This is a genomic window from Pseudomonas sp. OG7, from assembly GCF_014192825.1.
Taxonomy (GTDB): domain Bacteria; phylum Pseudomonadota; class Gammaproteobacteria; order Pseudomonadales; family Pseudomonadaceae; genus Aquipseudomonas; species Aquipseudomonas monteilii.
This window is the reverse complement of record NZ_JACHYK010000004.1, coordinates 142454-168215: the sequence shown is the minus strand read 5'-3', so window position 1 is coordinate 168215 and position 25762 is coordinate 142454. Positions and strand designations below refer to the sequence as shown.

The 25762-nt window shown below is 63.4% G+C and carries 22 protein-coding genes; 7 read left to right on the top strand and 15 right to left on the bottom strand.

The features are described from left to right. Positions 1-12: 12 nt before the first annotated feature. From FHW75_RS11575 to FHW75_RS11545, 7 genes are all read right to left on the bottom strand, one after another. Positions 13-798: a TenA family transcriptional regulator gene (locus tag FHW75_RS11575; protein WP_016715014.1), complete on the bottom strand. Its 786-nt coding sequence runs from the start codon at positions 796-798 to the stop codon at positions 13-15. Between the two features lie 30 nt (positions 799-828). Beyond that, entirely contained in the window at positions 829-3285 is a 2457-nt protein-coding gene (locus FHW75_RS11570; protein WP_183673669.1) for an EAL domain-containing protein, read from the bottom strand. A 124-nt stretch (positions 3286-3409) separates the two neighbouring features. Then, on the bottom strand, positions 3410-5242 hold the full coding sequence (locus tag FHW75_RS11565; protein ID WP_019096981.1) for an ABC transporter ATP-binding protein: 1833 nt from the start codon (positions 5240-5242) through the stop codon (positions 3410-3412). Beyond that, positions 5235-5867, bottom strand: coding sequence for a DsbA family protein (locus FHW75_RS11560; protein WP_016715012.1), 633 nt, complete (start codon positions 5865-5867; stop codon positions 5235-5237). The genes FHW75_RS11565 and FHW75_RS11560 overlap by 8 nt, the downstream gene beginning before the upstream one ends. 3 nt (positions 5868-5870) lie before the next feature. Beyond that, a complete protein-coding gene (locus FHW75_RS11555) occupies positions 5871-6803 on the bottom strand; it encodes a rhodanese-related sulfurtransferase (RefSeq protein ID WP_016715011.1) in 933 nt (310 codons plus the stop codon). Between the two features lie 109 nt (positions 6804-6912). Continuing rightward, on the bottom strand, positions 6913-7209 hold the full coding sequence (locus FHW75_RS11550; protein WP_183673667.1) for a BolA family transcriptional regulator: 297 nt from the start codon (positions 7207-7209) through the stop codon (positions 6913-6915). 10 nt (positions 7210-7219) lie between these two features. Beyond that, a complete protein-coding gene (locus tag FHW75_RS11545; protein ID WP_003252642.1) occupies positions 7220-7744 on the bottom strand; it encodes a DUF2059 domain-containing protein in 525 nt (174 codons plus the stop codon). 154 nt (positions 7745-7898) lie between these two features. On the opposite strand from FHW75_RS11545, the gene FHW75_RS11540 reads away from it, so the two are divergent. Beyond that, the gene (locus FHW75_RS11540; RefSeq protein ID WP_019096984.1) at positions 7899-9293 is read left to right on the top strand and encodes a class II fumarate hydratase; all 1395 of its coding nucleotides are present in this window, start codon (positions 7899-7901) and stop codon (positions 9291-9293) included. A 75-nt stretch (positions 9294-9368) separates the two neighbouring features. Here FHW75_RS11540 and pap read toward each other — a convergent pair whose 3' ends face one another. After that, positions 9369-10862, bottom strand: a complete 1494-nt coding sequence (gene pap / locus FHW75_RS11535; RefSeq protein ID WP_019096985.1) for a polyphosphate:AMP phosphotransferase — start codon at positions 10860-10862, stop codon at positions 9369-9371. A 113-nt stretch (positions 10863-10975) separates the two neighbouring features. Between pap and mnmC the strand changes: the two genes are divergently transcribed. The 5 genes from mnmC (at position 10976) to FHW75_RS11510 (ending at position 18260) form a co-directional block, all read left to right on the top strand. Further along, the gene (mnmC, locus tag FHW75_RS11530) at positions 10976-12940 is read left to right on the top strand and encodes a bifunctional tRNA (5-methylaminomethyl-2-thiouridine)(34)-methyltransferase MnmD/FAD-dependent 5-carboxymethylaminomethyl-2-thiouridine(34) oxidoreductase MnmC (protein WP_183673665.1); all 1965 of its coding nucleotides are present in this window, start codon (positions 10976-10978) and stop codon (positions 12938-12940) included. A gap of 221 nt (positions 12941-13161) precedes the next feature. Then, entirely contained in the window at positions 13162-14949 is a 1788-nt protein-coding gene (locus FHW75_RS11525) for an N-acetylglutaminylglutamine amidotransferase (protein WP_019096987.1), read from the top strand. A gap of 3 nt (positions 14950-14952) precedes the next feature. Then, positions 14953-16698: an N-acetylglutaminylglutamine synthetase gene (ngg, locus tag FHW75_RS11520; RefSeq protein WP_019096988.1), complete on the top strand. Its 1746-nt coding sequence runs from the start codon at positions 14953-14955 to the stop codon at positions 16696-16698. 67 nt (positions 16699-16765) lie between these two features. Next, positions 16766-17950 (top strand): osmoprotectant NAGGN system M42 family peptidase, encoded by a 1185-nt coding sequence (locus FHW75_RS11515; RefSeq protein WP_025754907.1) that lies wholly within the window; start codon positions 16766-16768, stop codon positions 17948-17950. Positions 17951-18032: 82 nt separating this feature from the next. Next, on the top strand, positions 18033-18260 hold the full coding sequence (locus FHW75_RS11510) for a YheU family protein (protein ID WP_004575803.1): 228 nt from the start codon (positions 18033-18035) through the stop codon (positions 18258-18260). 4 nt (positions 18261-18264) lie between these two features. Here FHW75_RS11510 and csrA read toward each other — a convergent pair whose 3' ends face one another. Together csrA and FHW75_RS11500 are read right to left on the bottom strand one after the other, a co-directional pair. Beyond that, the gene (csrA, locus tag FHW75_RS11505; protein ID WP_019096990.1) at positions 18265-18444 is read right to left on the bottom strand and encodes a carbon storage regulator CsrA; all 180 of its coding nucleotides are present in this window, start codon (positions 18442-18444) and stop codon (positions 18265-18267) included. Between the two features lie 120 nt (positions 18445-18564). Continuing rightward, complete coding sequence (locus FHW75_RS11500; RefSeq protein ID WP_019096991.1) at positions 18565-19374, bottom strand: SDR family oxidoreductase; 810 nt, start codon at positions 19372-19374, stop codon at positions 18565-18567. A 220-nt stretch (positions 19375-19594) separates the two neighbouring features. Here FHW75_RS11500 and FHW75_RS11495 point away from each other — a divergent pair, with 220 nt between their 5' ends. Beyond that, positions 19595-19747, top strand: coding sequence for a DUF3309 family protein (locus tag FHW75_RS11495; RefSeq protein WP_012271016.1), 153 nt, complete (start codon positions 19595-19597; stop codon positions 19745-19747). Here FHW75_RS11495 and FHW75_RS11490 read toward each other — a convergent pair. The 5 genes from FHW75_RS11490 to FHW75_RS11470 form a co-directional block, all read right to left on the bottom strand. Beyond that, entirely contained in the window at positions 19730-20452 is a 723-nt protein-coding gene (locus tag FHW75_RS11490; RefSeq protein ID WP_019096992.1) for a response regulator, read from the bottom strand. The genes FHW75_RS11495 and FHW75_RS11490 overlap by 18 nt on opposite strands. A 45-nt stretch (positions 20453-20497) precedes the next feature. Then, positions 20498-21124, bottom strand: a complete 627-nt coding sequence (locus FHW75_RS11485) for a response regulator transcription factor (protein WP_019096993.1) — start codon at positions 21122-21124, stop codon at positions 20498-20500. Positions 21125-21147: 23 nt separating this feature from the next. Beyond that, positions 21148-22344, bottom strand: a complete 1197-nt coding sequence (locus FHW75_RS11480; protein WP_174244666.1) for a hypothetical protein — start codon at positions 22342-22344, stop codon at positions 21148-21150. Then, positions 22341-23075 carry a hypothetical protein gene (locus tag FHW75_RS11475; RefSeq protein ID WP_019096995.1) on the bottom strand — a complete coding sequence of 245 codons (735 nt, stop codon included), beginning with the start codon at positions 23073-23075 and terminating at the stop codon, positions 22341-22343. The genes FHW75_RS11480 and FHW75_RS11475 overlap by 4 nt, the downstream gene beginning before the upstream one ends. Before the next feature lie 112 nt (positions 23076-23187). Continuing rightward, positions 23188-25686 carry a CS1-pili formation C-terminal domain-containing protein gene (locus tag FHW75_RS11470; RefSeq protein ID WP_159266004.1) on the bottom strand — a complete coding sequence of 833 codons (2499 nt, stop codon included), beginning with the start codon at positions 25684-25686 and terminating at the stop codon, positions 23188-23190. Between the last annotated feature and the right edge of the window lie 76 nt (positions 25687-25762).

Sequence of the window (25762 nt, the reverse complement as noted above, 5' to 3'; positions counted from 1 at the left end):
CAGGAAAGCAGATCAGCCCGCTGCCAACGCCGGGCGCAGGCGGCCCTGCTGGCGCCCTTCCAGTTGCATGCACCTTTCCAGGAACAGGAACATGCAGTCGTAACTCTTGCAAATCGCCCTGCGCAGCTCGGTGCGCAGCCCCAGCGTCGGGTTCTCTCCCGCCAGGGTACAGATGATCTCCAGCGCCTCCCACGGGTGCGCATCGTCATACTGGGCATGCATCTTCAGCCACTTCATCGCCCGCTTGCGCTGGTCCTCCGGGAAGCCCAGTGCATAGGTGTCGGTCGAGCACACCACCGCCGACCACTCCCCGGTAGCCCCCTCGATGGCGTAGTTGGTCGCCGCCATGGAAATGGCCAGGTTCTCGGTAGCGCACACGCGCCAGCACCAGTCGTTCAACCCGTTCAGCTCGGGCGGCACTTCCTGGGCCTGCAACTCATGCAGGTGCACGCCATGCGCCTGACACCAGTTCACCCAGTAGTCGGCGTGGTTCAGCTCAACCCGGATATTGCGCATCAACCAGCGCCGCGCCATGTCTTCGCCCTGGTGCCGCCCATAACGGGTCTTGGTCAGGTTGTGGGCCATGTACAGCGAAAACTGCTCCACCACCGGCCAGCCACCGATCAGGTACTGGCGAATGGTCGACTGCTTGAGCTGGCCATCGCGCAGGCGCGCATAGAACTCGTGCTCGACCACCCGGCGCTTGCTTTCGCGACAGTCTTCAATCAGTTGCTGGGCCCACTGTGGGTAGCTGGCGGGGTCCATCAAAGGCCCGATACGAACGAATGCATCAATCACTTTCAGCTCCTTGATCCTTGTGATTTCTAGCTAGCGAAACGTGCCAGGTGCGCGCTGCAACAGAGGCCGGGCGGCGATCCGTTGGCGCTGCAGACTGTCACAGGTGAACACCTGCGGGCGTTCGATCAGGTAACCCTGGGCGTAATCCACGCCTATTTCCTGTAGGGCCTGCTCGATCAAGGGTGTTTCGACGAACTCGGCGATGGTGCGTTTCCCCATGACATGGCCGATATGGTTGATGACCTCGACCATGGCCCGGTTGACCGGGTCGTCGAGCATGTCCTTGACGAAACTGCCGTCAATTTTCAGGAAATCCACGGGTAAATGCTTGAGGTAGGCGAACGAAGACATGCCAGCGCAAAAATCATCGAGCGAGAAGCGGCAGCCCAGCCCCTTCAACTCGTTGATGAAGCGGATGGCGCTACCCAGGTTGGCAATGGCGCTGGTTTCGGTGATTTCGAAACAGATCATCCGTGGCGGGATGGCGTATTCGACAAAGAGCCGCTGCAGGTACTCGAGAAACTTGTCATCGCCGATGCTCGACCCTGACAGGTTGATCGCGCAGATCGACAGCGGCCCTTCACGCCGTTCGTCCAGGCATTGGCGGATGACCTGGAACACATTGCGCACCACCCAGCGGTCCAGCGCGGTCATCAGGCCATAGCGCTCGGCTGCCGGAATGAAGCTGCTGGGCAGAATGGTACGGCCACTTTCGTCGTGCAGGCGCAGCAGGATTTCGATATGGCCCGGGCCTTCGAACGTTTTCAGCGGGGCAATTTCCTGGGCGTACAGGCAGAAGCGGTTTTCTTCCAGGGCCACATGCAAGCGCTGGATCCAGGCCATTTCACCAAAGCGCATGGACAGCTCACTGTCATCGGCGTGGTACACCTGCACGCGGTTGCGCCCCTTTTCCTTGGCCATGTAGCAGGCCATGTCGGCAGCGCGCAGCGAGGTTTCGAGGGTACCGGGGGCCTGGGCCATGTGCACCAGGCCAACACTGACCGTGGTGACGAACGGCCGTCCCTTCCACACGAAATGCAGGCTCTGCACCATCTGGCGTAACTGTTCGGCAATGCGCTCGGCCTGGTCGGGCGGGCAGTTTTCCAGGAGCACGCCAAATTCGTCACCCCCCAGCCGCGCCAGGGTATCGCCTTCACGCAGGCCGGATTGCAGCACGGCGCAGATGTGCCGCAGCAGCTCGTCACCGGCGGCGTGGCCGCAGGTGTCGTTCACCAGCTTGAACTGGTCGAGGTCAAGGAACATCAGCGAATGCCGCCCAGCCTGGCGCGCCAGGTCATTGAGCGCCTGCTCCAGGCGGTACTCGAACTCGCGGCGGTTGGCCAGGCCGGTCAGGGCATCGTGGGTGGCCTGCCAGGACAGGTTGGCGATGTACTGGCGTTCCTGGGTCATGTCATGCAGTACCAGTACGATGCCGCTGACCTGGCCATCGCTGACGATGGGCGAGCCTACCAGGTTGATCGACACGGTGCTGCCATCCAGGCGCTGAATCAGCCGGGCATGCTCCGCGCCGCCCTTGAGGCTACCGCTAAGCACCTGCTCGACCAGGCTGCTGCCATCTTCTTCAGCCTGCTCGTCTACCAGGCTGAACAGCGCTGACAACGGCAGGCCATGGGCCTGACCAGACTGCCAGTGGGTCAGTTGCTCGGCGGCCGGGTTCATGTAGCCGATACTGCCCTCCACATCGGTGGTGATCACCGCATCACCAATGGCCTGCAGGGTGATCTGTGCCCGCTCCTTTTCCTCCTGCAGGGCACTGGCGAAGGCTTGGCGCTGGGCCAGCAGCTTGCTGGAGCGGCGCCACGCGATAGCAATGAGAAACATGGCCGTCAGCAGGTTGGTGATCAGCAGCACCCGCAACAGCATGCGCGAGCCTTCACCCAGCGCATCACTGAACGCCTTGGCGGCGGGTGTGACACCCTCGTTGATGGTGACGATACGGGCCTTCCAGGCACTCACTGCCTGGGCGTCTACCGGGCCGGTGGCAAAGCTCTGGCGCATCTCGCCAGCCAGCACATCGAGCTTGGCCAGGTAATCGTCGCCAATGTCCCAGTAGTCGATGGCTGTCTGCATATAGCTGATGTTGCGGAAATTGCGGTAGAACCAGATGATCCGCTCGACATCGTCGGGGTGGTTGCCACCCTGCAGCACCGCCCGGCGCGCCGCATCCAGATCAGGGCTGGGCTGGTCGAGCACCTCGCGCAACTGGTGGTCACCCTGCGGCACGGTAATGGCTTGGCGATAGCGCTGATAGGTGCTGTCGTCGCGGGTTTCGGCGTACAGGTTAAGGTAGTAAATGGCGTCTTTCTGGGCCTTGGACCACAGGCTTTCGCCCGCGACATAGGCGCGCACGGCCGACAGCGTATAAAGGCTGAGGCTGCCCAACGCTACCTGGAAGACCACAACGGCGATGAAGGGCCAGGTGATGCCGAGCAACTTTGGCGCTTCTAGAGTGCGATATCCCTTCATGGATTCCCTGTCACAGAGCAGATAAGGCGCAAATCAACCCAGACAAGCACAGCGTAGGCCATTTGCCATCGTTGTGGAGGGGATTTTTATGACAGGGAATCGGGGGATTTGTACAGTTTGAACGTCAGCTTTGCTGCAGGTGCCCATAAAGCTTGGCGTATAACCCACCCTCGGCAATCAGTTGCTGGTGGCCACCCTCTTCGGCGACATGCCCACCATCGAATACCAGCACCCGGTCGGCCTGTTTCACGGCCGACAGGCGGTGGGCGATGATCAGCGTGGTACGGCCGCTGAGGAAGCGCGCCAATGCCTGATGCAGGTTGTACTCGGTGGCAGCGTCCAGCGCCGAGGTGGCCTCGTCGAGGATCACCACCTTGGGCTCGGCCAACACCATGCGGGCGATGGCCAGGCGCTGACGCTGGCCGCCGGACAAGCGCACGCCGGAACGCCCCACCACACTGTCCAGGCCCTGCGGCAAGGCCGCAACGGTGGCATCCAGCTGAGCGATGCGCAGCGCTTGCCAGCAGGCGTCGTCGCTGCAGTCGCGGCCCATGTTCAGGTTGGCGCGTACGGTGTCGTTGAACAGTGACGGGTGCTGCAACACCACCGCCACGTTTTCACGCAGGGTTTCCAGGCCGATTTCCTGCAGGCTGGCACCCCCAAAGCGGATGGTACCGGCCTGGGCGCTATAGAGGCCCAGCAACAGTTGCACCAAGGTGCTTTTGCCGCCGCCACTGGCACCGACAATCGCTACCTTTTCACCCGGGGCGATGGACAGGTCCAGGTTATCCAGCACTGGCTCGTCGGCATAGGCAAAACGCAAGTCGCGCACCTCTATACCCACCGTGTCACGCCCGACGAACGGGTCGCAGGCGGCCGGGTACTGCGGCTCGTCAGCACGCGCCAACAGCTCGTTGAGGCGGCTCAGCGCACCGCCAGCGGCATAGTAGGCGTATTGCAGGTTGAGCAGCTGTTCGACCGGGCCGATCATGAACCACAGGTAGCTGAACACCGCCAGCATCTGGCCGATCGACAAGTCGGAGAACAGCACGGTGAGCATGGCGGCTGCCCGGAAAATGTCGATGCCGAACTGGAACAGCAGGCCACTGGCACGGCCACTGGCATCGCTTTTCCACTGCGAATCCACAGCGTAGTCGCGCACTTCGCGGGCACGCAGGCCAAGGCGGCCCAGGAAGTAGCCCTGGCGGTTGCCGGCACGGATTTCCTGGATGGCATCGAGCGTTTCCGCCAGCGCCTGGGTAAAACGCGCGGTGCTGTCGTTTTCGAGCTTTTTCAGGTGTTTGACGCGCTTGCCCAGCTGCACGGTGAAGTAGATCACCAGCGGGTTGAACAGCAAGATCAGCAACGCCAGCTGCCAGTGCATCCAGATCAGGATTGCCGCCGTGCCGGTCAACGTCAGCATGGCCACCAGGAAACGGCTGAGGGTTTCGCCCACGAACTTGTCGAGGGTGTCCAGGTCGGTGACCAGGTGAGTGGTTACCGTGCCGCTGCCCAGGCTTTCGTATTCTTTCAGCGAAATGCGCTTGAGCCGCTCTATAAGGCGAATTCGCAGGCGGTAGACGATGTCCTTGGCCAAGCCGGCAAACAGCTTGGCCTGGATCACGTTGAACGCCAGCGCCGCCAGGCGCAGGCACAGGGTGAGCACCAGCATCAGGCCGATGTAGCCGGCTGCCACCTGCCAGCTGGACGGCAGCAGGTGGTTCATCCACTTCAGCGCGGCATCGCCATGGCCCAGCAGCACTTCATCCACCAGCAGCGGCAGCAGCAGCGGAATGGGCACGCTGCAACACGCCGCCAGCACAGCGATGAGGTTGGCGGACCAGAGGTTTTGCTTGTGGTGCAGGGCCAGACGGCGGATTTCCGCCCAGCTCAGTCGATCGGCCGCAGTGTATGGCTTGCCCGGTACCGGGTCGGGTGACCCAGGCGCATCAAGCACAGGCGGCCTGCTGCAGCCAACGGCCGAGCAAGGGTTGCAGGCGCTCCAGCGGCTGGTAGCCGTTGGTCAGCAGGGCCAGTTGGCCGTTGCGCTCGGCCAGCAAGGTCGGGAAACCGGCGATACCCAGGTCCTGTGCCCAGCTGAAGTCGGCCGCAGTGGCCGCACGGGTATCGGCACGGGCGAAGGTTTCGGCGAACACGGCACGGTCGAAGCCCGCCTGCTCGGCCAGCTCGACCAGCTGCGGCGCGGTGGTCACATCCACGCCCTGCTCGTAGAACGAACGCTGAATCAGCGCCAGCAGCGGCCAGACGCGCTCGGCGTCCAGCTCGCGGGCCGTGACCAGGGCACGGCAGGCCGGTTCGGTGTCGTAGACGAAGCCGTCGGGCATGGCCCCCTCGAAGCGGAACGGCTGGCCGGTGGCGTCGGCCACCGCCTGCCAGTGTTCGAGGATGTACTTGCGGGTAGAGCTGTCCAGCGCACTGCCACCCGTGCGCAGCCCGCCCACCACCAGACGGGTGGCGATACCGGCCTCACGCGCCTGGGCGATCAGGGCCGCCGCCACTGGCGCGAAACCCCAGCACCAGGAGCACATCGGGTCCATCACATAGATCAGGCGTGCAGACATGCCTCAAGCCTCGGCTTTGTAGTTGTAACCGATCGGGTGCGGCAGGTTGCGGGCCTTGGCCAGCTCGATCTGCTTCTGCCGATCGATGGCACTGCGCCGGGTCTTTTCGCTCAAGGTGTCCCAGCAATGCGGGCAGCTGACCCCTGGCGAATAGTGCTCGGACGCGCGCTCCTCTGCATTGATCGGGTGGCGGCAGGCGTGGCACTGGTCGTACTCGCCTTCGCTCAGGTCATGGCGCACCGTGACGCGGTTGTCGAAGACGAAGCAGTCGCCGTCCCACAGGCTTTCTTCCTGAGGCACTTCCTCGAAGTATTTCAGGATACCGCCCTTAAGATGATAGACCGCCTCGAAGCCTTCACCGAGCATGTAGCTGGAGGCTTTTTCGCAACGGATGCCGCCGGTGCAGAACATGGCCACCTTCTTGTGCTTGCTCGGGTCGAAGTTGGCCTTGATGTACTCCGGGAACTCGCGGAAGGTCTCGGTCTTGGGGTCGATGGCACCTTTGAAGGTACCAATGGCCACTTCGTAGTCGTTGCGGGTGTCGATCAGCAGCACTTCCGGGTCGCTGATCAGGGCGTTCCAGTCCTTGGGCTCGACATAGGTGCCGACCGCCTGGTTGGGGTCTACGCCTGGCACGCCGAGGGTGACGATTTCTTTCTTGAGCTTGACCTTGGTGCGGTAGAACGGCTGTTCGTCGCAGTACGACTCTTTGTGGTCGACATCGACCAGGCGCGGGTCGTTGCGCAGCCAGGCCAGCAGGCCATCGATGCCTTCGCGGGTGGCCGACACGGTGCCGTTGATGCCCTCGTGGGCCAGCAGCAGGGTGCCTTTGACGTTGTTGTCGAGCATGGCCTTGAGCAGCGGCTCACGCAGCTCGACGTAGTCTTCCAGGGTGACGAACTTGTACAGCGCCGCGACGACGATGGCTTGAGACATGAAGCAGGTTCTCCAGGTGGTTGCCCTCGTAAGGGGCGGACCGGGTTGACAAATAAAAACGCGCCGACAAGCGGCGCGTTGCGAATTCTACCAGAACGACAGAAAGGTTTCAGTGCCCGCCGCCCGCACACACCGGCGAGGCCGGTGCAACGCCGACCTTGGCCCACTCTTCGGCGGTGTAGGTGTGGATGGCCAGGGCGTGAATTTCGCCCATCAGCTCACCCATGGTGGCGTACACCTTCTGGTGGCGCTTGACGCTGTTCAACCCGGCAAACTGCTCGCTGACGATCACTGCCTTGTAGTGGGTCTCCTGACCACGACTGTGCATGTGGCTTTCGTTGAGCACTTGCAGGTGTTCCGGCGCCAAGGCCGACAGTTGCTGTTCAATGCGCTGCTGCATGGTCATTGCGGCGTACTCACTTCTTCGCCGGCGCGGCGGCCTTGCCCGCGTTCGGGTCCAGCTCTTTGGTCATGTCTTCCAGCAGCTTGTTCACCACCGGTACTGCGGGCTCCAGGCTCTGCTGGGTCAGCTGGGCCGACTGCTGGGTGACCTTGGGCATTTCACGCAGCACTTTCTTGCCCAGCGGCGATTCGTAGAACTTGACCAGGTCTTTCAGTTCCTGCTCGGTGAACGTCTGGGTGTACAGGTCGACCATCTTCGGCTTCAGCTTGTTCCAGCCGATGGCGTTGTCCAGTGCGGCGTTGGCCTTGGCCTGATAGCTTTCCAGTACCGGCTGCTTGGCGGCCGGGGCCTTGGTCTGGGCGAAGCGCTGGGCGAACATCTGCTGCACTTGCATATAAACCGGGGTGCCCAGCTTGTCGGCGTTGGCCAGGGTCAGGAACTTCTCGGCAGCAGCGTTATGGCTGGCGGTGGCAGCGAGCACCTGGCCGCTGGCGCAAACCAGGGCAACGGCGGCACAAAGGACACGGAGACGGGTCATTGCATTTCCTTCAAAGAGAGGGAGGCGGGTACCTCAGAGTAGAGCATTCTGCGCCGTGGTGGCGATGTGCTCAAGTGGCACGACGAGCGACGGAACCGCTCTGTCGATTCAGGGCCTAAACTGCGAATTCGAACTACACAGGAGTGCGTACAGAATGAGCCGTATCGAGACAGACAGCCTGGGCCCGGTCGAAGTTCCGGAGGACGCCTATTGGGGTGCGCAGACCCAGCGTTCGCTGATCAACTTCGCCATTGGCAAGGAACGCATGCCCCTTGCGGTGCTGCACGCCCTGGCGCTGATCAAGAAGGCCGCTGCACGCGTCAACGACCGCAATGGCGCCCTGCCGGCCGACATCGCCCGGCTGATCGAACAGGCCGCCGACGAAGTGCTGGATGGCCAGCATGACGACCAGTTTCCGTTGGTCGTCTGGCAAACCGGCAGCGGCACCCAGAGCAACATGAACGTCAACGAAGTGATTGCCGGGCGCGCCAACGAACTGGCCGGCAAGGGCCGTGGCGGCAAGGCACCGGTGCACCCCAACGACCACGTCAACCGCTCGCAAAGCTCCAACGACTGCTTCCCCACCGCCATGCACATTGCTGCCGCCCAGGCAGTGCATGAAAAACTGCTGCCGGCCATCGCCGAACTGTCGTCGGGCCTGGCCGAGTTGTCGGCGCGCCACCAAAAGCTGGTGAAGACCGGCCGCACGCACATGATGGATGCCACGCCAATCACCTTCGGCCAGGAAGTCTCGGCCTTCGTTGCCCAGCTCGATTACGCCCAGCGAGCCATCCGCGCCACCCTGCCGGCGGTCTGTGAGCTGGCCCAGGGCGGCACCGCCGTGGGTACCGGCCTTAATGCACCGCATGGTTTTGCCGAGGCCATCGCTGCCGAACTGGCGGCGGAGTCCGGCCTGCCGTTCGTCACTGCGCCAAACAAGTTTGCCGCCCTCGCCGGCCACGAACCGCTGACCAGCCTGGCGGGCGCCCTGAAGACCCTGGCCGTGGCCCTGATGAAAATTGCCAACGACCTGCGCCTGCTCGGTTCCGGCCCTCGCGCCGGGCTGGCCGAAGTGCGACTGCCAGCCAACGAACCCGGCAGCTCGATCATGCCGGGCAAGGTCAACCCTACCCAGTGCGAGGCGCTGTCGATGCTGGCCTGCCAGGTGCTGGGCAACGACGCGGCCATCGGCTTTGCCGCCAGCCAAGGGCACTTGCAACTGAACGTGTTCAAGCCGGTGATCATCCATAACCTGTTGCAGTCGATCGAGTTGCTGGCGGATGGCTGTCGCAACTTTCAGGAGCACTGCGTGGCGGGTATCGAGCCGGATGCCGGGCAGATGGCTGAGCACCTGGAGCGCGGGTTGATGCTGGTGACGGCGCTTAACCCGCATATTGGCTATGACAAGTCGGCGGAGATTGCCAAGAAGGCTTATAGCGAGGGCAAGACCTTGCGCGAGGCGGCGCTGGAGTTGAAGTACCTGACCAATGAGCAGTTCGACCAGTGGGTAAGGCCGGAGAACATGCTGGCACCGGGTGGTAAAGGCTGAACCACCTATAACCTGTACCGGCCTCTTCGCGGGCTTGCCCGCTAAGAGGCCGGTACAGGCAGCCGAGCACTTCAGCTATTTTTTGTCCTTGGCAAACGCCGCCTCGAGCGCCTGGTTGATGGTGCGCAACACCTTAACCCGCGCCCAGCGCTTGTCGTTGGCCTCTACCAACGTCCACGGCGCAATCTCGCTGCTGGTGCGGTCGACCATGTCGCCTACGGCCTGGACGTAGTCGTCCCACTTGTCGCGGTTGCGCCAGTCGTCCTCGGTGATCTTGTAACGCTTGAACGGGATCTGCTCACGCTCCTCGAAACGTTCCAGCTGGGTCTGCTGATCAATCGCCAGCCAGAACTTGACCAACACCACGCCGGCATTCACCAACTGCTCTTCAAAGTCGTTGATCTCGCTGTAGGCGCGCATCCAGTCGGCCGGGCTGCAGAAGCCCTCCACCCGCTCGACCAGCACCCGGCCATACCAGGATCGGTCGAAAATGGTGAACTTGCCGCGTGCCGGGATATGCCGCCAGAATCGCCACAGGTAAGGCTGCGCGCGTTCTTCTTCGGTGGGTGCGGCAATCGGCACGATACGGTACTGGCGCGGGTCCAGCGCCGCCGCCACCCGGCGGATGGCGCCGCCCTTGCCGGCAGCGTCGTTGCCTTCGAACACCGCCACCAACGCGTGCCTGCGCATGTGCTTGTCGCGCAGCAGGCCGGCCAGGCGGGCCTGTTCGGTGACCAGCTGTTCCTGGTAGTCGGATTTGTCCAGCCGCAGGGTCATGTCCAGGGCGCCCAGCAGGCTGCGGCCGTCGATACTGCGGCCCAGCGGGGCCACGTTGCCCTGGTGCTTGCCCTTGGGGTTGTGGGCCAGCGCGGCTTGCAGGCTTTCCAGCAGGATGCGCCCTACCGCCAGGCTACGGTAGTTCGGGTCGACGCCCTCGATGATATGCCACGGCGCATAGTCGCGGCTGGTGCGGCGCAGCACGCGCTCGCCAAAGCGCACAAAACGGTCGTAGGTTTCGGACTGCTGCCAGTCCAGCGGGCTGATCTTCCAGCTGTGCAGCGGGTCGTCCTTGAGCGATTTCAACCGCGCCTTCATCTGCTTCTTGGACAGGTGGAACCAGAACTTGATGATCAGCGCACCTTCATCGCACAGCATCTGCTCCAGCCGCTCGGCGCCCATGATGGCCTGGTCGAGCACGGCATCCTTGAATACCCCGTGCACCCGCCCCTGCAGCATCTGGCTGTACCAGTTGCCGAAGAACACGCCCATCCGCCCCTTGGGGGGCAAGGCCCGCCAATAGCGCCAGGCCGGCGGGCGAGCCAGCTCTTCGTCGGTCTGCTGGTCGAAGGTGAGCACATCGATCATGCGCGGGTCCATCCACTCGTTGAGCAGTTTTACCGTCTCACCCTTGCCGGCACCTTCGATGCCGTTGATCAGCACGATCACCGGGAAACGCGCCTGCTGCTTGAGTTCGTACTGGGCTTCGAGCAGGGCCTCGCGTAAAGCGGGTACCTCGGCGTCGTAAGCCTCCTTGTCGATGCTGTGGCCGATTTCGGCGGATTCAAACATGCACTGGCTCCTTCAATGGATAAGCAAGACTAGCGGATTTGTGGGCCGCCTGTGCCTGTGCAAAATCACCAGATGGCATAAAATCCCGCCCATCTGCTGCAACCGAGCCAACCATGTCCACCCTCCTCCAGCACGCCCAGATCGACTGGGACGACCAGGGCCGCCCCCACTCGCGGCAATACGATGACGTCTACTTCGCGGTCAACGAAGGCATCGAAGAAACCAAGCATGTGTTCCTCGGCCAGACCCGCCTGGCCGAGCGTTTTGCCAACCTGGCCCCGCACGCCTGCCTGGTGATCGGCGAAACCGGCTTTGGCACTGGCATGAACTTTTTCTGCGCTTGGCAGCTGTTTGAAGAACATGCCCACAGCAACGCGCGGCTGCACTTCGTCAGCGTCGAGAAATACCCACTCAGCCTGGCCGACATGGCCCGCGCAGTGCACCTGTGGCCGGAGCTTGCCGCCTACACCGAGCCGCTGCTGGCGCAATACGTGGCGGTTCACCAGGGCTTCCAGCAATTCACCTTCGCCGAGGGCAGGGTCACCCTCACACTGCTGGTCGGTGATGTACTGGAACAGCTGCCGCAGCTCGATGCGCAGATCGATGTGTGGTTCCTCGATGGTTTCGCCCCGGCGAAGAACCCCGACATGTGGACCCCGGAGCTGTTTGCGCAACTGGCGCGGCTGTCGCACGCCGGCACCGTGCTGGGCACCTTCACCACCACGGGTTGGGTACGCCGCAGCCTGGTCGAAGCCGGCTTCGCCATGAAGAAGGTGCCGGGCATCGGCAAGAAGTGGGAAGTGATGAGCGGCGCTTACGTCGGCCCCCGGCCCGGCCCCAATGCGCCTTGGTATGCGCGCCCGCCGGCCATTCCAGGACCGCGTGAAGCGCTCGTGATCGGAGCCGGGCTCGCTGGCAGCACAACCGCTGCCAGCCTGGCCCGGCGTGGCTGGCAGGTGACCGTGCTGGAACGCCACGATGCACCGGCCCGGGAAGCCTCGGGCAACCCGCAGGGGGTGCTGTACCTCAAGCTGTCTGCGCATGGCACCGCGCTGTCGCAAATGATTCTGTCCGGCTTCGGCTACACCCGTCGCCAGCTCGAGCGCTTGCAGCGTGGCCAGGACTGGGATGCCTGCGGGGTGCTGCAACTGGCCTTCGACAGCAAAGAGGCCGAACGCCAAGGCAAGCTGGCTGCCGCTTTCGACCACGCCTTGCTGCACACCCTGGCGCGCACCGAGGCCGAAGCCATTGCCGGTGTGGCCCTGCCTGCCGGCGGCCTGTTCTACCCCGAGGGCGGTTGGGTGCACCCGCCTGCCCTGTGCCAGCAGCAGTTGCAGCACCCGGGGATTCAGCTGATGACACACCAGGAAGTGCTTGAGCTGCGCAAGGTGGATGACCAGTGGCAAGCCTGGGCGGGTGAGCGCCTGCTGGCCAGTGCGCCTGTGGTCATCCTGGCCGGTGCCGCCGACGTTCGGCGTTTCGAGCCTTGCGCACAGTTGCCGCTCAAACGTATTCGCGGGCAGATTACCCGGCTGCCGGCCACTGCCGGCAGCCGCATGCTCAGCACGGTGGTATGCGCAGAGGGCTATGTAGCGCCACCCCGCGGGGACGAGCATACCTTGGGCGCAAGCTTCGACTTCCACAGCGAAGACCTGGCGCCAACGGTTGCCGAACACCAGGGCAACCTGGCGCTGCTGGACGAGATTTCCGTCGACCTGGCCCAGCGCCTGGGCACAGCCGAGTTGGCCCCTGAGCAGTTGCAGGGGCGCGCAGCCTTCCGTTGCACCAGCCCGGATTACCTGCCGATCGTGGGGCCGGTAGCTGATGTGCAGGCGTTTGCCCAGGCCTATGCGGTGCTGAGTCGGGATGCGCGTCAGGTGCCGGATGTGGCCTGCCCTTGGCTGGAGGGGTTGTATGTGAACAGCGGGCACGGGTCGCGCGGGTTGATCACGGCGCCGCTAAGTGGCGAGCTGGTGGCGGCTTGGGTCTGCGGGGAACCGTTGCCGTTGCCGCGGGCAGTGGCGGAGGCTTGTCATCCGAACCGGTTTGCGTTGCGTAAGCTGATTCGGGGTAAGTGATTGCATCGGGGGCTTGCCGACGGATTTGCTGCGCCTGTGAGATCGAGCGCCGCCCGCGCGGCGCTCGATTCGCGCAACACCACAAAGCTCACGACAAGCAGCTACCCTCTCAACCTCATATAACAAATCGTTCTAAAACTCTCAAAAATCACATAGGTCAGTTCCTTAAGGTGCCCTAATCCGGGGCACCCCCTCCCCAACGGAAAAACCGGTAAGGACTTATGTGCGGATTAGCAGGAGAGTTGCGTTTCACCCCCATCGACCAAGCCCCTCGCCCAGCCGACCTGGCTGCGGTAGAGCGCATCACCCATCACCTGGCCCCGCGTGGCCCGGATGCCTGGGGCTTCCATAGCCAGGGCCCGATCGCCCTGGGCCACCGGCGCCTGAAAATCATGGACTTGTCCGACGGTTCGGCGCAGCCGATGGTCGACAACACCCTGGGCCTGTCACTGGCCTTCAACGGTGCCATCTACAACTTCCCCGAACTGCGCCAGGAGCTACAGGACCTGGGCTATACCTTCTGGTCCGACGGCGATACCGAGGTGCTGCTGAAGGGTTACCACGCCTGGGGCGCGGCGTTGCTGCCCAAGCTTAACGGCATGTTCGCGCTGGCCATCTGGGAGCGCGACAACCAGCGCCTGTTCCTGGCCCGCGACCGCCTGGGCGTCAAACCCCTGTACCTGTCGCGCAACGGCGAGCGCCTGCGCTTCGCCTCGACCCTGCCGGCCCTGCTCAAGGGTGGCGACATCGACCCTGTGCTCGACCCGGTGGCGCTTAACCATTACCTGAACTTCCACGCTGTGGTACCGGCACCGCGCACTTTGCTGGCCAATGTGCAGAAGCTGGAGCCCGGCACCTGGATGCGCATCGACTGCCATGGTGAAGTGGAACGCCAGACCTGGTGGCAGCTGAAATACGGCGCCAACCCGGACGAGCGCGAGCTGGACCTGGAAGGCTGGACCACCCGCGTGCTCGACGCCACACGCGACGCTGTGGCCATCCGTCAGCGTGCTGCAGTGGACGTGGGTGTGCTGCTGTCCGGCGGGGTCGACTCCAGCCTGCTGGTCGGCCTGCTGCGCGAAGTGGGCGTGGACGACCTGTCGACGTTCTCCATCGGCTTTGAAGACGCTGGCGGCGAACGTGGCGACGAGTTCCAGTATTCCGACCTGATCGCCAAACACTACGGCACACGCCACCACCAGCTGCGCATTGCCGAACACGAGATCATCGACCAACTGCCGGCCGCGTTCCGTGCCATGAGCGAGCCGATGGTCAGCCACGACTGCATCGCCTTCTACCTGCTGTCACGGGAAGTGGCCAAGCATTGCAAGGGCGTGCAAAGCGGCCAGGGCGCGGACGAGCTGTTCGCCGGCTACCACTGGTACCCGCAGGTGGACGGCGCCGAGGATGCCTATGCCGCCTATCGCGACGCGTTCTTCGACCGCAGCCACGCCGAGTACCGCAACACCGTGCAGGCGCCCTGGCTACTGGAAACCGACGCGGCCGGCGACTTCGTACGCGAACACTTCGCCCGCCCCGGTGCCCGGGATGCAGTGGACAAGGCCCTGCGCCTGGACAGCACGGTGATGCTGGTGGACGACCCGGTCAAGCGCGTGGACAACATGACCATGGCCTGGGGCCTGGAGGCACGCACACCGTTCCTCGACTACCGCCTGGTGGAACTGTCGGCGCGCATTCCGGCGCGCTTCAAATTGCCCGACGGCGGCAAGCAGGTGCTCAAGCAGGCAGCGCGACGGGTGATCCCGCATGAGGTGATCGACCGCAAGAAGGGCTACTTCCCGGTACCGGGCCTGAAGCACCTGGAAGGCGCCACCCTGGGTTGGGTACGCGAGCTGCTGACCGACCCCAGCCAGGACCGTGGGCTGTTCAACCCGGCCATGCTCGACCGCCTGCTCAGCAACCCGCATGGCCAGCTGACACCGCTGCGCGGATCCAAGCTATGGCAACTGGCGGCGCTTAACCTGTGGCTGAGCGAACAAGGAATCTGACCGATGAAAGCCCATGAAATCGCTTACGGTCAGCGCCTGCTGCGCGGCCAGGCGCCATCCTACGAGCGCCTGCAGGCACGCCTGGCCGGCGACGGCAGCCAGCCCCACGACCAGCCACGTGCCGTGCATTGTGGCTGGGGCCGGCTGCTGATCGGCCACACCTACCCCAACCCGGTCAGTCTGGCGAATGACCTGCTGGACGAACGCCCCGGCGAACGCGATATCGCCCTGTACGTGGCCGCGCCACAGCAGTTGCTGGCCCAGGCGCCGCAACAGCTGTTTCTCGACCCGTCCGACACCTTACGCCTGTGGTTCACCGACTACCGTCCGGCGCAGCGGGTGTTCCGCGGCTTTCGCGTACGCCGGGCACAGAACCCGGCCGACTGGCAGGCCATCAACACCCTGTATCAAGCACGCGGCATGTTGCCGGTGGACGCCACGCTGCTGACCCCCCGGCACCTGGGCGGCCCGGTGTTCTGGCTAGCCGAAGACGAAGACAGCGGCGCGGTGATCGGCAGCGTCATGGGCCTGAACCACGCCAAGGCCTTCGACGACCCGGAGCACGGCAGCAGCCTGTGGTGCCTGGCAGTGGACCCGCAGTGCACCCGCCCCGGCGTGGGTGAAGTGCTGGTGCGCCACCTGATCGAGCACTTCATGAGCCGGGGCCTGGCCTACCTCGACCTGTCGGTGCTGCATGACAACCGCCAGGCCAAGCGCCTGTACCAGAAACTGGGCTTTCGCAACCTGCCCACCTTTGCGGTCAAGCGCAAGAACGGCATCAATCAGCAGCTGTTTTTGGGCCCGGGCCCTGAAGCCGAGCTGAACCCCTACGCCCGCATCATCGTTGACGAAGCCCTGCGCCGGGGTATCGACGTGCAGGTAGACGATGCCGCTGGCGGCCTGTTCACCCTGAGCCTGGGCGGGCGGCGCATTCGCTGCCGCGAATCCCTCAGTGACCTGACCAGCGCCGTGACCATGACCCTGTGCCAGGACAAACGCCTGACCCGGCATGCGCTGCACAACGCCGGGCTGCAGGTGCCGGCGCAGCAGCTGGCGGGCAATGCTGACGACAACCTGGCGTTTCTCGATGAGCATGGCGCAGTGGTGGTCAAGCCGGTGGATGGCGAGCAAGGCCAGGGCGTGGCGGTAAACCTGACCTGCATCGACGACATCACCCGCGCCGTGGCGCACGCCCGCCAGTTCGACAGCCGCGTGCTGCTGGAGAGCTTTCATGCCGGGCTCGACCTGCGCATCGTGGTGATCGGCTACGAAGTGGTGGCCGCTGCCATCCGCCACCCGGCCCAGGTGCTGGGCGACGGCAGGCATAGCATCCGCCAGTTGATCGATGCCCAGAGCCGCCGTCGCCAGGCGGCAACCGCTGGTGAAAGCCGCATTCCGCTGGACGATGAAACCGAGCGCACGTTACGGGCGGCAGGCTTTGGCTATGACGACGTATTGCCCGCCGACCAGCGCCTGGCCGTGCGGCGCACCGCCAACCTGCACACCGGCGGCACCCTGGAAGACGTGACCGAACGCCTGCACCCGGTACTGGCAGACGCTGCCGTGCGCGCTGCGCGGGCACTGGAGATACCGGTGGTGGGGCTGGACTTCATGGTGCGCGATGCCGGGCAGCCGGAGTACGTGATCATCGAGGCCAACGAGCGTGCCGGGTTGGCCAACCATGAACCGCAGCCTACCGCCGAGCGTTTTATCGACCTGCTGTTTCCGCATAGCCGGCCTCTGGCGTAAAGGCTGCTGGCCTCTTCGTGGGCATGCCCGCGAAGAGGCCAGCACAGGATTAAAGGAGTCCCCGACCATGTCCGACCGACATCCCGAACCCGATCTCGAATACCTCAAACGCGTGCTGCTGGAGATGCTCGCCATCCCCAGCCCCACCGGTTTCACCGACACCATCGTGCGCTACGTGGCCGAGCGCCTGGACGAGCTGGGCATCCCCTTCGAGCTGACCCGGCGCGGCACCATCCGCGCCACGCTCAAGGGCCGGCAAACCTCCCCCGACCGTGCCGTATCCGCCCACCTGGACACCATCGGTGCCAGCGTGCGCCAGCTGCAGGACAACGGCCGCCTGGCCCTGGCACCGGTGGGTTGCTGGTCCAGCCGCTTCGCCGAAGGCAGTCGTGTCAGCGTATTCACCGATACTGGCGTATACCGTGGCAGCGTGCTGCCGCTGATGGCCAGCGGGCACGCCTTCAACACCGCCATCGACCAGATGCCGGTGAGCTGGGAGCATGTGGAAGTGCGCCTGGATGCCTATTGCGCCACCCGTGCCGATTGCGAGGCGCTGGGCGTGAGCATTGGTGACTTCGTGGCCTTCGACCCCTTGCCCGAGTTCACCGAAAGCGGCCACATCAGCGCCCGACACCTGGACGACAAGGCCGGCGTAGCCGCGCTGCTGGCGGCACTGAAGGCCGTGGTTGAAAGCGGTCAGCAACCACTGATCGACTGCCACCCACTGTTCACCATCACCGAAGAAACCGGCTCGGGAGCGGCGGGCGCCCTGCCCTGGGATGTCAGCGAGTTCGTCGGCATCGACATTGCCCCGGTAGCGCCCGGCCAAGCGTCTAGCGAGCACGCGGTGAGCGTGGCCATGCAGGATTCGTCGGGGCCTTACGACTACCACCTGTCCCGGCACCTGCTGAAACTGGCCGGCGACCACGACGTGCCGGTGCGGCGCGACCTGTTCCGCTATTACTTCAGCGACGCCCATTCAGCGGTGACCGCGGGGCACGATATTCGTACGGCGCTGGTGGCATTCGGTTGTGATGCCACCCATGGGTATGAGCGCACCCATATCGACAGCCTGGCAGCGCTGAGCCGGTTGTTGTCGGCTTACCTGCTGAGCCCACCGGTGTTCGCCAGCGACTCGCAGCCGGCCAATGCTTCGCTCGAGCGCTTCAGCCACCAGTTGGAGCATGATGCGCAAATGGAGAGCGACACGCGGGTGCCGGCGGTGGACAGCCTGGTTGGCAATAAAGGTTGAGGACGTTTGGGGCCGCTTTGCGTCCCCAAAATATCGAATGTTTCGCGTAGCATGCCCACACCTACTTCAGACAACACCTGCCATGCTGATCCCCTACGACCAACTGCAAGCCGAAACCCTGACCCGCCTGATCGAAGACTTCGTCACCCGCGACGGCACCGACAATGGCGACGATACCCCACTGGAAACCCGGGTGCTGCGGGTACGCCAGGCATTGGCCAAGGGGCAGGCGTTCATCCTGTTCGACCTTGAGAGCCAGCAGTGCCAGTTGCTGGCCAAGCATGACGTGCCCCGTGAGCTACTGGAATAGCGGGTCAGGCCTTGCCCTGCTTCGCCGCTTTGATGCGCTTGTACACCTCGGCCCGATGCACCGGCACCTCACGCGGGGCATCGACGCCAAAGCGCACGACCCCGTCCCGGGTCTCTACCACCATTATCCGGATGTCATCACCGATCACGATGATCTCGCCTACTTCGCGCCCTATTACCAGCATGTTCCGATCCTCCTGCCAACGGGAAAACCAGAGCCTGCCTCGTAGGCATTCGGCTACTCAATAGCTCCATCACTATTCAGAAGAGCCCTACATTGCCGGGTAGCTTCTCCTACAGACCATTCATCGCGATTGGGCTTTTGCGCGCATTTTCACCGCCATTTCGGCCATCTCGTCATACAGCCGCTCAGGGGCCTGGCGTTTCAGTTGCCAGGCTTGTCGCCCTGCCTCGTGCGGCAGGATGAGAAACTCGCCAGCGGCGACCTGTTGATGGATGTAGTCGGCAATGTCCGCCGCGCTGATCGGCGAGCCTTCCAGCAACTTGCCAACCTGCGCCTTCATCGCCGGGTTCGGGCCACGGAACGAGTCCAGCAGGTTGGTCTGGAAGAACGATGGGCACACCACATGCACCGCCACCTCCAGCTGGCGCAGTTCCACCAGCAGGCTTTCCGACAGGGCCAACACACCGGCCTTGGCCACGTTGTAGTTGCTCATGCCCGGCCCCTGCATCAGCGCGGCCATCGAGGCGACGTTGATGATGCGGCCCTTGCTGCGCTCCAGCAGCGGCAAAAAGGCCTTGCAGCCCTTGACCACGCCCATCAGGTTGACCGCGATCTGCCAGTCCCAGTCTTCCAGCGACAATTCGGCGAAGAACCCGCCCGAGGCAACACCGGCATTGTTGACGATCACGTCGATGCCGCCGAACTGCTCGGTGCAGGCCTGGGCCAGGGCTGTCAGCTGGCTATAGTCACGCACGTCACAGCGCTGAACGAAGCCATCGCCGCCCGCTTCGCGGGCCAGCGCCAGGGTTTCGCGCAGGCCGGTTTCATTGACATCGGCCAGCGCCAGGCGCCAGCCCTCACGCGCCCAGCGCAGGGCGATCTCGCGGCCGAGGCCGGACCCGGCGCCGGTGATCATGATGCGGTTTTGCATGGTGGCTGGCCTTGTTCCAAGTGGTTGTGCAGCGAGTCTAATCAAGACCAGGCGCACAGGCAGGGTTCATCAGGGTAGTGAATGGGTGGGCATGACTCCATGGTCAGTTACGCCCGCCCGGCTGCACACAAATGGAATCTTTCCCGCGCGGCGCCGGTCCTTACTTACAAGAGGCCAGCCGTTAGAGGCCCTTGACCCTCAACCATGCAAGGATTCCGTCATGACCACGATTCTCATCATCATCCTGATCCTTCTGCTGATTGGTGGCTTACCGGTCTTCCCACACTCGCGTAGCTGGGGCTACGGCCCTTCGGGCATCGTGGGCGTGGTACTGGTGATTCTGCTGGTGCTCCTGTTACTCGGCATGATTTGACCGCAGGGCGTGTGAGGCCAGTTGGCGATCCAGATACAGCATCGCTTGGCGAAGTGCCTCCACGTCCCTTTTCAGGTCGACGGGTGCGAGCGTCTTGTCGCTACATTGGCGTTCCAGACGCTCGCACTGGTAAACCACCTCCCTGGCGCGGGCGATGCGCGCAGCCCCTTTGATGCGATGGGCGAGTAGGCCCAAGGCCTCAACGTTCTCCTGTAACTCGCTCAGTTGCTGAAAGTCTTGAACGTTGCTGGAGCGCAACGCTTCCAGTAACGCGTGCAGTGCTGCCTTGTCATTACCCACAAGGCGCTGCACATGTTCAATGTCGAGCACTGCAGGGCAGATCGGGGCCAACGTTTGTACCAGGCGCTTCAGGCTCAGCGGCTTCAGCAGGCAGTCATCCATCCCGGCTGCGCGGCAACGCGCCCGAACCGCGGGTGTAAACGTAGCTGTCATGCCGATAACCCGGCACTGTGGCCGGCCACTGCGCCGCTCGTGCTCACGGATGGCGCGCGCCAGGGCATACCCGTCAAGCCGGGGCATGTTGCAGTCAGTGATCACCCCATCAAAATGACCACCGAGCCACAGGCGTAGCGCCTGTGCGCCGTCTTCGGCCAGTTGAACCTGATGCCCGAGATGATCGAGCTGTTGTGACAGCAACAAGCGGTTGATCAACGCATCATCTACCACCAGTACACGCAACGACATGGATCAACGCCACCGACATGGCTTCAGCGTCACGCAAAAGCACGTTCAGATCAGTTGATTGCGGCGTGCGAAATCCGCCAGGTCAACGACCGAAGTGAGCCTGAGCTTTTCCAGCAGGCGCGTTTTGTAGGTGCTGATGGTCTTGTTGCTCAACAGCATGGTTTCACCGATGGCCTTGTTGCCATAGCCACGGGCCAGGTACAGCAGCACCGTCAATTCACGGTCGGTGAGGCTGGCAATGCACTGGGCTTCACTGGTGCGCAGGTCGCGCCTGCAAACCGAGCTCATCGCCACTTCAGGGTAGTAGGTGAAGCCCGACAGCACGGCAGCGACGGCCTTGCCCAGTTCGTCCAGGTCATCGGTCTTGGCCACATAACCTGCGGCACCGGCCTGCAGGCAACGCAGTGAGTAAGCTTCGGCCAGTTGCGAGGTCAGCACCACGACCTTGCACGCAAGGCCGCAGGCTTTGATCCGGGCGATCACTTCCAACCCGTCCAGGCCTGGCATCGCAATGTCGAGGATCACCAGGTCCGGCGCCAACTCGCGTACCAGGCGCACGGCGTCTATGCCATTGTCCGCCTGGCCAACCACCTGCACACGCTGCTGGCGCAACAGCATGCAGACGGTAGCGCGGATAAAGGGGTGGTCATCGACCACCAGGGCTGTGTGCATGGTGCCTCTCTCGTTGGTGATGCCTACAGTTCAGCATCGAAGACGACGGTTACCTGCCCGGTGTAAGTACTGCCGGGATGCTTCAGCATGTTTTGCACCTGGCTCCTGTCAACGTCGAAATGCAGCTGGCCGCGACGGTTGAGGGTCGGTGTCACAGCGTCGAACTGCAGCGCCGCCTGAGCGCCACTTGGCAGGGCAAGGCGTTCAACCTGCCCCCCAGCGTGCTGGATACCCCCTGGGAGGGTGAGTGCGACCAGTACTGGCACCTGATCATTGTGCTCGTTGCGAATCCCGCACTCGGGACCCACATCGTACTGGCAGAGCTTGTAAACCTTGAACGGGCCTGTTGACCAGGCCCTGAATGGCAGGTCGCGATTGAGCCGTTGGGGTGGCTTGCCGCCGGCCAGCCAGGCTTGCCAGCCACCTGGCGGCTCCAGCACCGCACGCTCGGAGCCTGGCGGGAACTCGAAGAGGAAAGCGTGCTGTACATCGAGCACGAAGTTTACGGTCAGGCTGTTGCCGCTCAGGGCTGTGACATCGTTGCCAAAGTCAAAGTCGCCGCCAGGGCCAATACTGTAAGTCACGCTGCCCCGGTAGGTGCCACTTGGCATCCGAAAAGGGGGGGTGATGTTCATTGCATAAGCAACGCTGGTTTCCAGTACCGAAGCAATTTCCACCCGTCCGTTCGGTGCAGCCCGACCAAAGCCCCAGCAAGGTGAAGGGGCCGACGGCTGGGTGATATCCCATAGGTAGCTGACCTTGGCGGGCCGTTCCTGACTAACACTCCCCACCGCTCTGCACCCGCCACTAAGGGTCAGATTGTAAAGCGGGTGATTATAAAAATGACTGGCAATCTGCACTCGCTGACTGAGGGCCGTCCACTCGAACGTAAGGCGTCGCGATTCGCCGGTTGTATCGTGATAGATATCGACCTCACGCTTCGCCGGCAAGCCGACATAGAAAAGATCGCGTGGATCGGCAGCGCCCTTGGTGGTTTTCTTATCGTAGGTGATGGGTAACGTTACCGTCGTGCGGGTCCTGCATGTAGCGAACCAGCTGCTGCACAATCCACCTGGCGGCGTGGTGTTGTCGAACCGCCCCGTTCCCCCTCCCAGATACTGCGCCGTTATCGTCACATCGAGTGCCAAAGCAACGGGTGGGGCAAGCCACAGTACGCCTCCCAACCAGGAACCTGCCAGCAGCTTCATCAACACTTTCATCGCTTCAATACCATGGCCGTGCGCTGGTCACCTTCGTGAAGCTCGAACTGGTGAACGTGCGCAACATCCCCCTCAAACTGGCGGCTACGCCCAGGTAGCAAGTGATGCTTGGTGGCCGGCTCGCAAGCCTCCTGCGGTGCGCGGCACTGACGAAAATGGTCAAGCACCACGGTGGCATTGCCCTCGTTGACCACGGTCAACAACCCGCCCTCCCGCCGGACCGGCGTCTGGTAGTGCGCCTGCGCAGGCCTGACGAACAGCAGCGAACCAAAACCGGCCAGCAAATTCACTCCCGCCCTGAGGCTGTCTCGATACTGTTGGGCCTGTTGCTCGTCCACGGCAAATCCGTCACCCAACTCTGGCAACACGGGCATGAAGCGCAGGCGGAAATAGCGTTCCTCGGCCCGCGAGCCGCGATACAGCAGGCGCACCACCTGCATGCCCTTGGCCGGCACGATCAACCGGGCGGGGCTGGCGACCAGGCCTCGTTGCTCCAGCGGCAGGCCTTCGGTGTCGATCTCCCGCGCTACACCAGCTTCGTCATACACCAGCTCGACGACACTGACCTTGACGAACGCCGTGCTGTCGCCGCCATTGCGCACCTTCTTGAGCAGGGTACTTTTGTTGCCGTCAAGGTAGTCATACAAACCACCGATATTCAGCTCGGGTGCGGCCGCTGCAGCCAGCGGCATGGCCAACAGTGCGATGGCCAGTATCTGGGGCACTCTCATTGCAAAGCTCCCTGGGTCCATTGGGTTAGGTTATTGCTCAGCGCAGCTAGCGGCCACGAGGAAAGCAGTAGGACGTTTCTGAAAACGCCTTCGGAAAAGCGGCTGCCGGTATTCATTGGGCTGGCTCCCGCGCCATGCCCACCGACGTCGCGTACTCAGGCAGGCAGCGCTGGTCGCCGGCCAACAGCACGTCGCCTTCACGAGGCAAAGTGGCCAGGTCCAGACGCAGCAGGCACAACGCCTGGCCGCGCAGGCGAACGTCCAGGGTGGGTGTGGTGTGGCTCATTTCCACGGCGAAAAAACCATCGGCCTCGCTGACACTGCGGCTGGCGTGATTGACCACCTGGGCGCCGCGCAGAGGTTGCCCTTGGCCATCGAGCAAACGCCCCAGCACGGTCACCGTGCGCAACACACGCAACTGGCGGTATTCGATGCCTCCACGGTTAAGGTGATAATCCATGCTCGACGGCTGGATTACCGCCGCCGTGGTATCGCCATTGTCGAAATCGAATTGCACATGCCCGGCCTTGTAAGGCGTCACTGGGATGATGTTGCGCCCAGGGTGCAAGTTGGCGCCCAGCGCATCGTCGGCACGCAACTTCAGGCCGTCGATGTCGCTGTCTACATCGACGATCAGCGCCGCCTGATGCGGCAGGTACTGGCCACTGACGGCAGCTTTGCCAGCACCGATGGCAACCAGGCTCTCCAGGTTAAGGCCACCGCTGAATTCACCGTTATACGAGGAACGCTGCACGTAGGCATCGCCATGCAGCACTTGGCTCTCGAACTGGGTCTCGCCCTCCAGGCCTGCACCATAGCGATCGGCGCTGAGGGTGGCGCCAACGCTGCGCAGGGGCCCAAGTTCGACGTCCTGCTGATAGCCAAGCGACGTGTTGAGATCGCGGCCGCCATCGCGTGATGTGCGGCTGCCGACGCTGGCAGACACACGCCGCCCATTGCCACCCAGGCTCATGCTGAGGCTAAGGTTGACCCCTCGACTGCGTGCATCACCGGTGGCGCTGTTGCCGGGGCGGTCGAACAGCGTCAGGCGCCAGTTGGCATCGGAGCCCAGCAGCCGACCGTAGTAGGACCAACCCAGATCGACACCGGTACCGGCATCACCGCCGCTGCTGTGGGACAGGCGCACACTGGCGGTGTTGCGCGGGTCCAGCCGGTGGCTCAGCGACAAGGACGATTGCGTCTGGCGCGCCTGGAATGGCCGCGCGGCTTGGTCGTCCTGTCGATCCCGTTGCGACCGGGCCAGCCAACTGCGGCTGTGGCTGGCTACCAGCGAACCACCTTCATAGGCATGGATCAGCTGCAGATCATAGCCGTTGCCATGGCCTTGGGCCTGGAACAGGTTGCCATACAACTTGAAACGGTCACGCACGTCCCAGTCCAGCGACGTTCCATACTGCAGGGCATCGTCGATGCGTTGGGCAGACAAGCCGAGGATTGCGCGCGGGTGCAGCAGGTAATTGGCCAGCACTCCGGCGGCTAGGGTATCGTCCTTGTCATGCTGCCAGTTGCTGAACTGGCGGGTCTGCTGCCCGAGGTACAGGTTATAGCGCCAAGGGGCATCCGTGCTGCGCCAGTTGCCTGGCTTGTAGATGAATGCCTGGCTGCGCGAGCTTTCCTGGCCATCCTCGACCAGGCGCACCTCGACTTCATAGATGCCGCCTGGCAGCACTTTAGTGTCGAGTGTCTGCAAACCGGGCTGCACGGGCTGGCTGTTGATCAGCACGCCGTTGCGATAGATTTCGGCGATTGCCGGGCGGTTGGGGGTGACATAGATCGGCGTGGCACTGGGCGCGGCGCTGTCGATCAGCAAGCTGTCGCTGCTGCCGAACATCACCCCCACGGTGGTGTCTGGGCTGGCTCCCATCAGCCTGGGCTGGCGCGTCAGCCCTTGGGCGCCGGGGGTGAAGTACCCCAGGCGGTAGAAATGGTCCTCTACCAGGCGTTCACCATAGAGTTGGTCGACCCGGTAGCGGGTGCCCTGGCGGTTGTCACTGCCACGGTCGAGTTGGCCTTCGGCCAAGGCGGTCCATTGCCCGACACTGCCCTGCCCCTGCAAGGCGTATCGGCCACTGGTTGCCTGGCCATCATTCAGCAGGTTGAGCTGGTTGCGCAGCAGCAGGCCATGGCTGCCCTGTTCTGGCAGGCGGTGATAGCGCTCAGCGGTGCCGGACACTTCGGCCTGGTCGGTCAGCAAAGACAACTGCGAATTGACCAGGCTGTAATGCACGGCACGCAAGCCGTCAGGGCAGTCTCCCCGGCAATCCCCCAGGTATCGAGGATTGGCCAGCCGCTCCCGCCAGCGGCGGCGCAGGCTTTCGGGCTCGCGGCTTTCGAGGGTGTCGGTGAATTCAAGTAGCTGCACACGCTGATCGCGGTCGAGGACTACCATAGCGTCGCCCAAGTAGCGGCCATCCAAGTCGATCCGAACGGCCAATGGCACGTCGAAGAAATGCGCCTCGAATTCCTTCGGCAATCCTTCGGCCGCACCCAAGGTAGCACTCACTGCCGGGCCTGTTACGGACCATAGCGCAAGGGTGGCGGCCAGCGTCAGCCAGCAGCGTGTGGCAGCGATGAAAGAGTGATCGGTCATGGGCATCGCTTGCAGGCAAGACCTGCCCGCCCCTCGCTAGAAGCGAAGGCCGGTGCAGGAAACGTTGATGAACGCT

Bases quoted from the DNA above. Each gene is read 5' to 3' on its own strand.
- FHW75_RS11555 (WP_016715011.1), bottom strand. From the start codon at position 6,803: ATGTCTCAAGCCATCGTCGTCGCGGCGCTGTACAAGTTCGTCACCCTG.
- FHW75_RS11485 (WP_019096993.1), bottom strand. From the start codon at position 21,124: ATGCACACAGCCCTGGTGGTCGATGACCACCCCTTTATCCGCGCTACC.
- FHW75_RS11475 (WP_019096995.1), bottom strand. From the start codon at position 23,075: ATGAGAGTGCCCCAGATACTGGCCATCGCACTGTTGGCCATGCCGCTG.
- csrA (WP_019096990.1), bottom strand. From the start codon at position 18,444: ATGCTGGTAATAGGGCGCGAAGTAGGCGAGATCATCGTGATCGGTGAT.
- FHW75_RS11515 (WP_025754907.1), top strand. From the start codon at position 16,766: ATGTCCGACCGACATCCCGAACCCGATCTCGAATACCTCAAACGCGTG.
- FHW75_RS11470 (WP_159266004.1), bottom strand. From the start codon at position 25,686: ATGACCGATCACTCTTTCATCGCTGCCACACGCTGCTGGCTGACGCTG.
- FHW75_RS11500 (WP_019096991.1), bottom strand. From the start codon at position 19,374: ATGCAAAACCGCATCATGATCACCGGCGCCGGGTCCGGCCTCGGCCGC.
- FHW75_RS11560 (WP_016715012.1), bottom strand. From the start codon at position 5,867: ATGTCTGCACGCCTGATCTATGTGATGGACCCGATGTGCTCCTGGTGC.
- ngg (WP_019096988.1), top strand. From the start codon at position 14,953: ATGAAAGCCCATGAAATCGCTTACGGTCAGCGCCTGCTGCGCGGCCAG.
- FHW75_RS11525 (WP_019096987.1), top strand. From the start codon at position 13,162: ATGTGCGGATTAGCAGGAGAGTTGCGTTTCACCCCCATCGACCAAGCC.
- mnmC (WP_183673665.1), top strand. From the start codon at position 10,976: ATGTCCACCCTCCTCCAGCACGCCCAGATCGACTGGGACGACCAGGGC.
- FHW75_RS11550 (WP_183673667.1), bottom strand. From the start codon at position 7,209: ATGACCATGCAGCAGCGCATTGAACAGCAACTGTCGGCCTTGGCGCCG.
- FHW75_RS11510 (WP_004575803.1), top strand. From the start codon at position 18,033: ATGCTGATCCCCTACGACCAACTGCAAGCCGAAACCCTGACCCGCCTG.
- FHW75_RS11545 (WP_003252642.1), bottom strand. From the start codon at position 7,744: ATGACCCGTCTCCGTGTCCTTTGTGCCGCCGTTGCCCTGGTTTGCGCC.
- FHW75_RS11490 (WP_019096992.1), bottom strand. From the start codon at position 20,452: ATGTCGTTGCGTGTACTGGTGGTAGATGATGCGTTGATCAACCGCTTG.
- FHW75_RS11495 (WP_012271016.1), top strand. From the start codon at position 19,595: ATGACCACGATTCTCATCATCATCCTGATCCTTCTGCTGATTGGTGGC.
- FHW75_RS11570 (WP_183673669.1), bottom strand. From the start codon at position 3,285: ATGAAGGGATATCGCACTCTAGAAGCGCCAAAGTTGCTCGGCATCACC.
- FHW75_RS11540 (WP_019096984.1), top strand. From the start codon at position 7,899: ATGAGCCGTATCGAGACAGACAGCCTGGGCCCGGTCGAAGTTCCGGAG.
- pap (WP_019096985.1), bottom strand. From the start codon at position 10,862: ATGTTTGAATCCGCCGAAATCGGCCACAGCATCGACAAGGAGGCTTAC.
- FHW75_RS11480 (WP_174244666.1), bottom strand. From the start codon at position 22,344: ATGAAAGTGTTGATGAAGCTGCTGGCAGGTTCCTGGTTGGGAGGCGTA.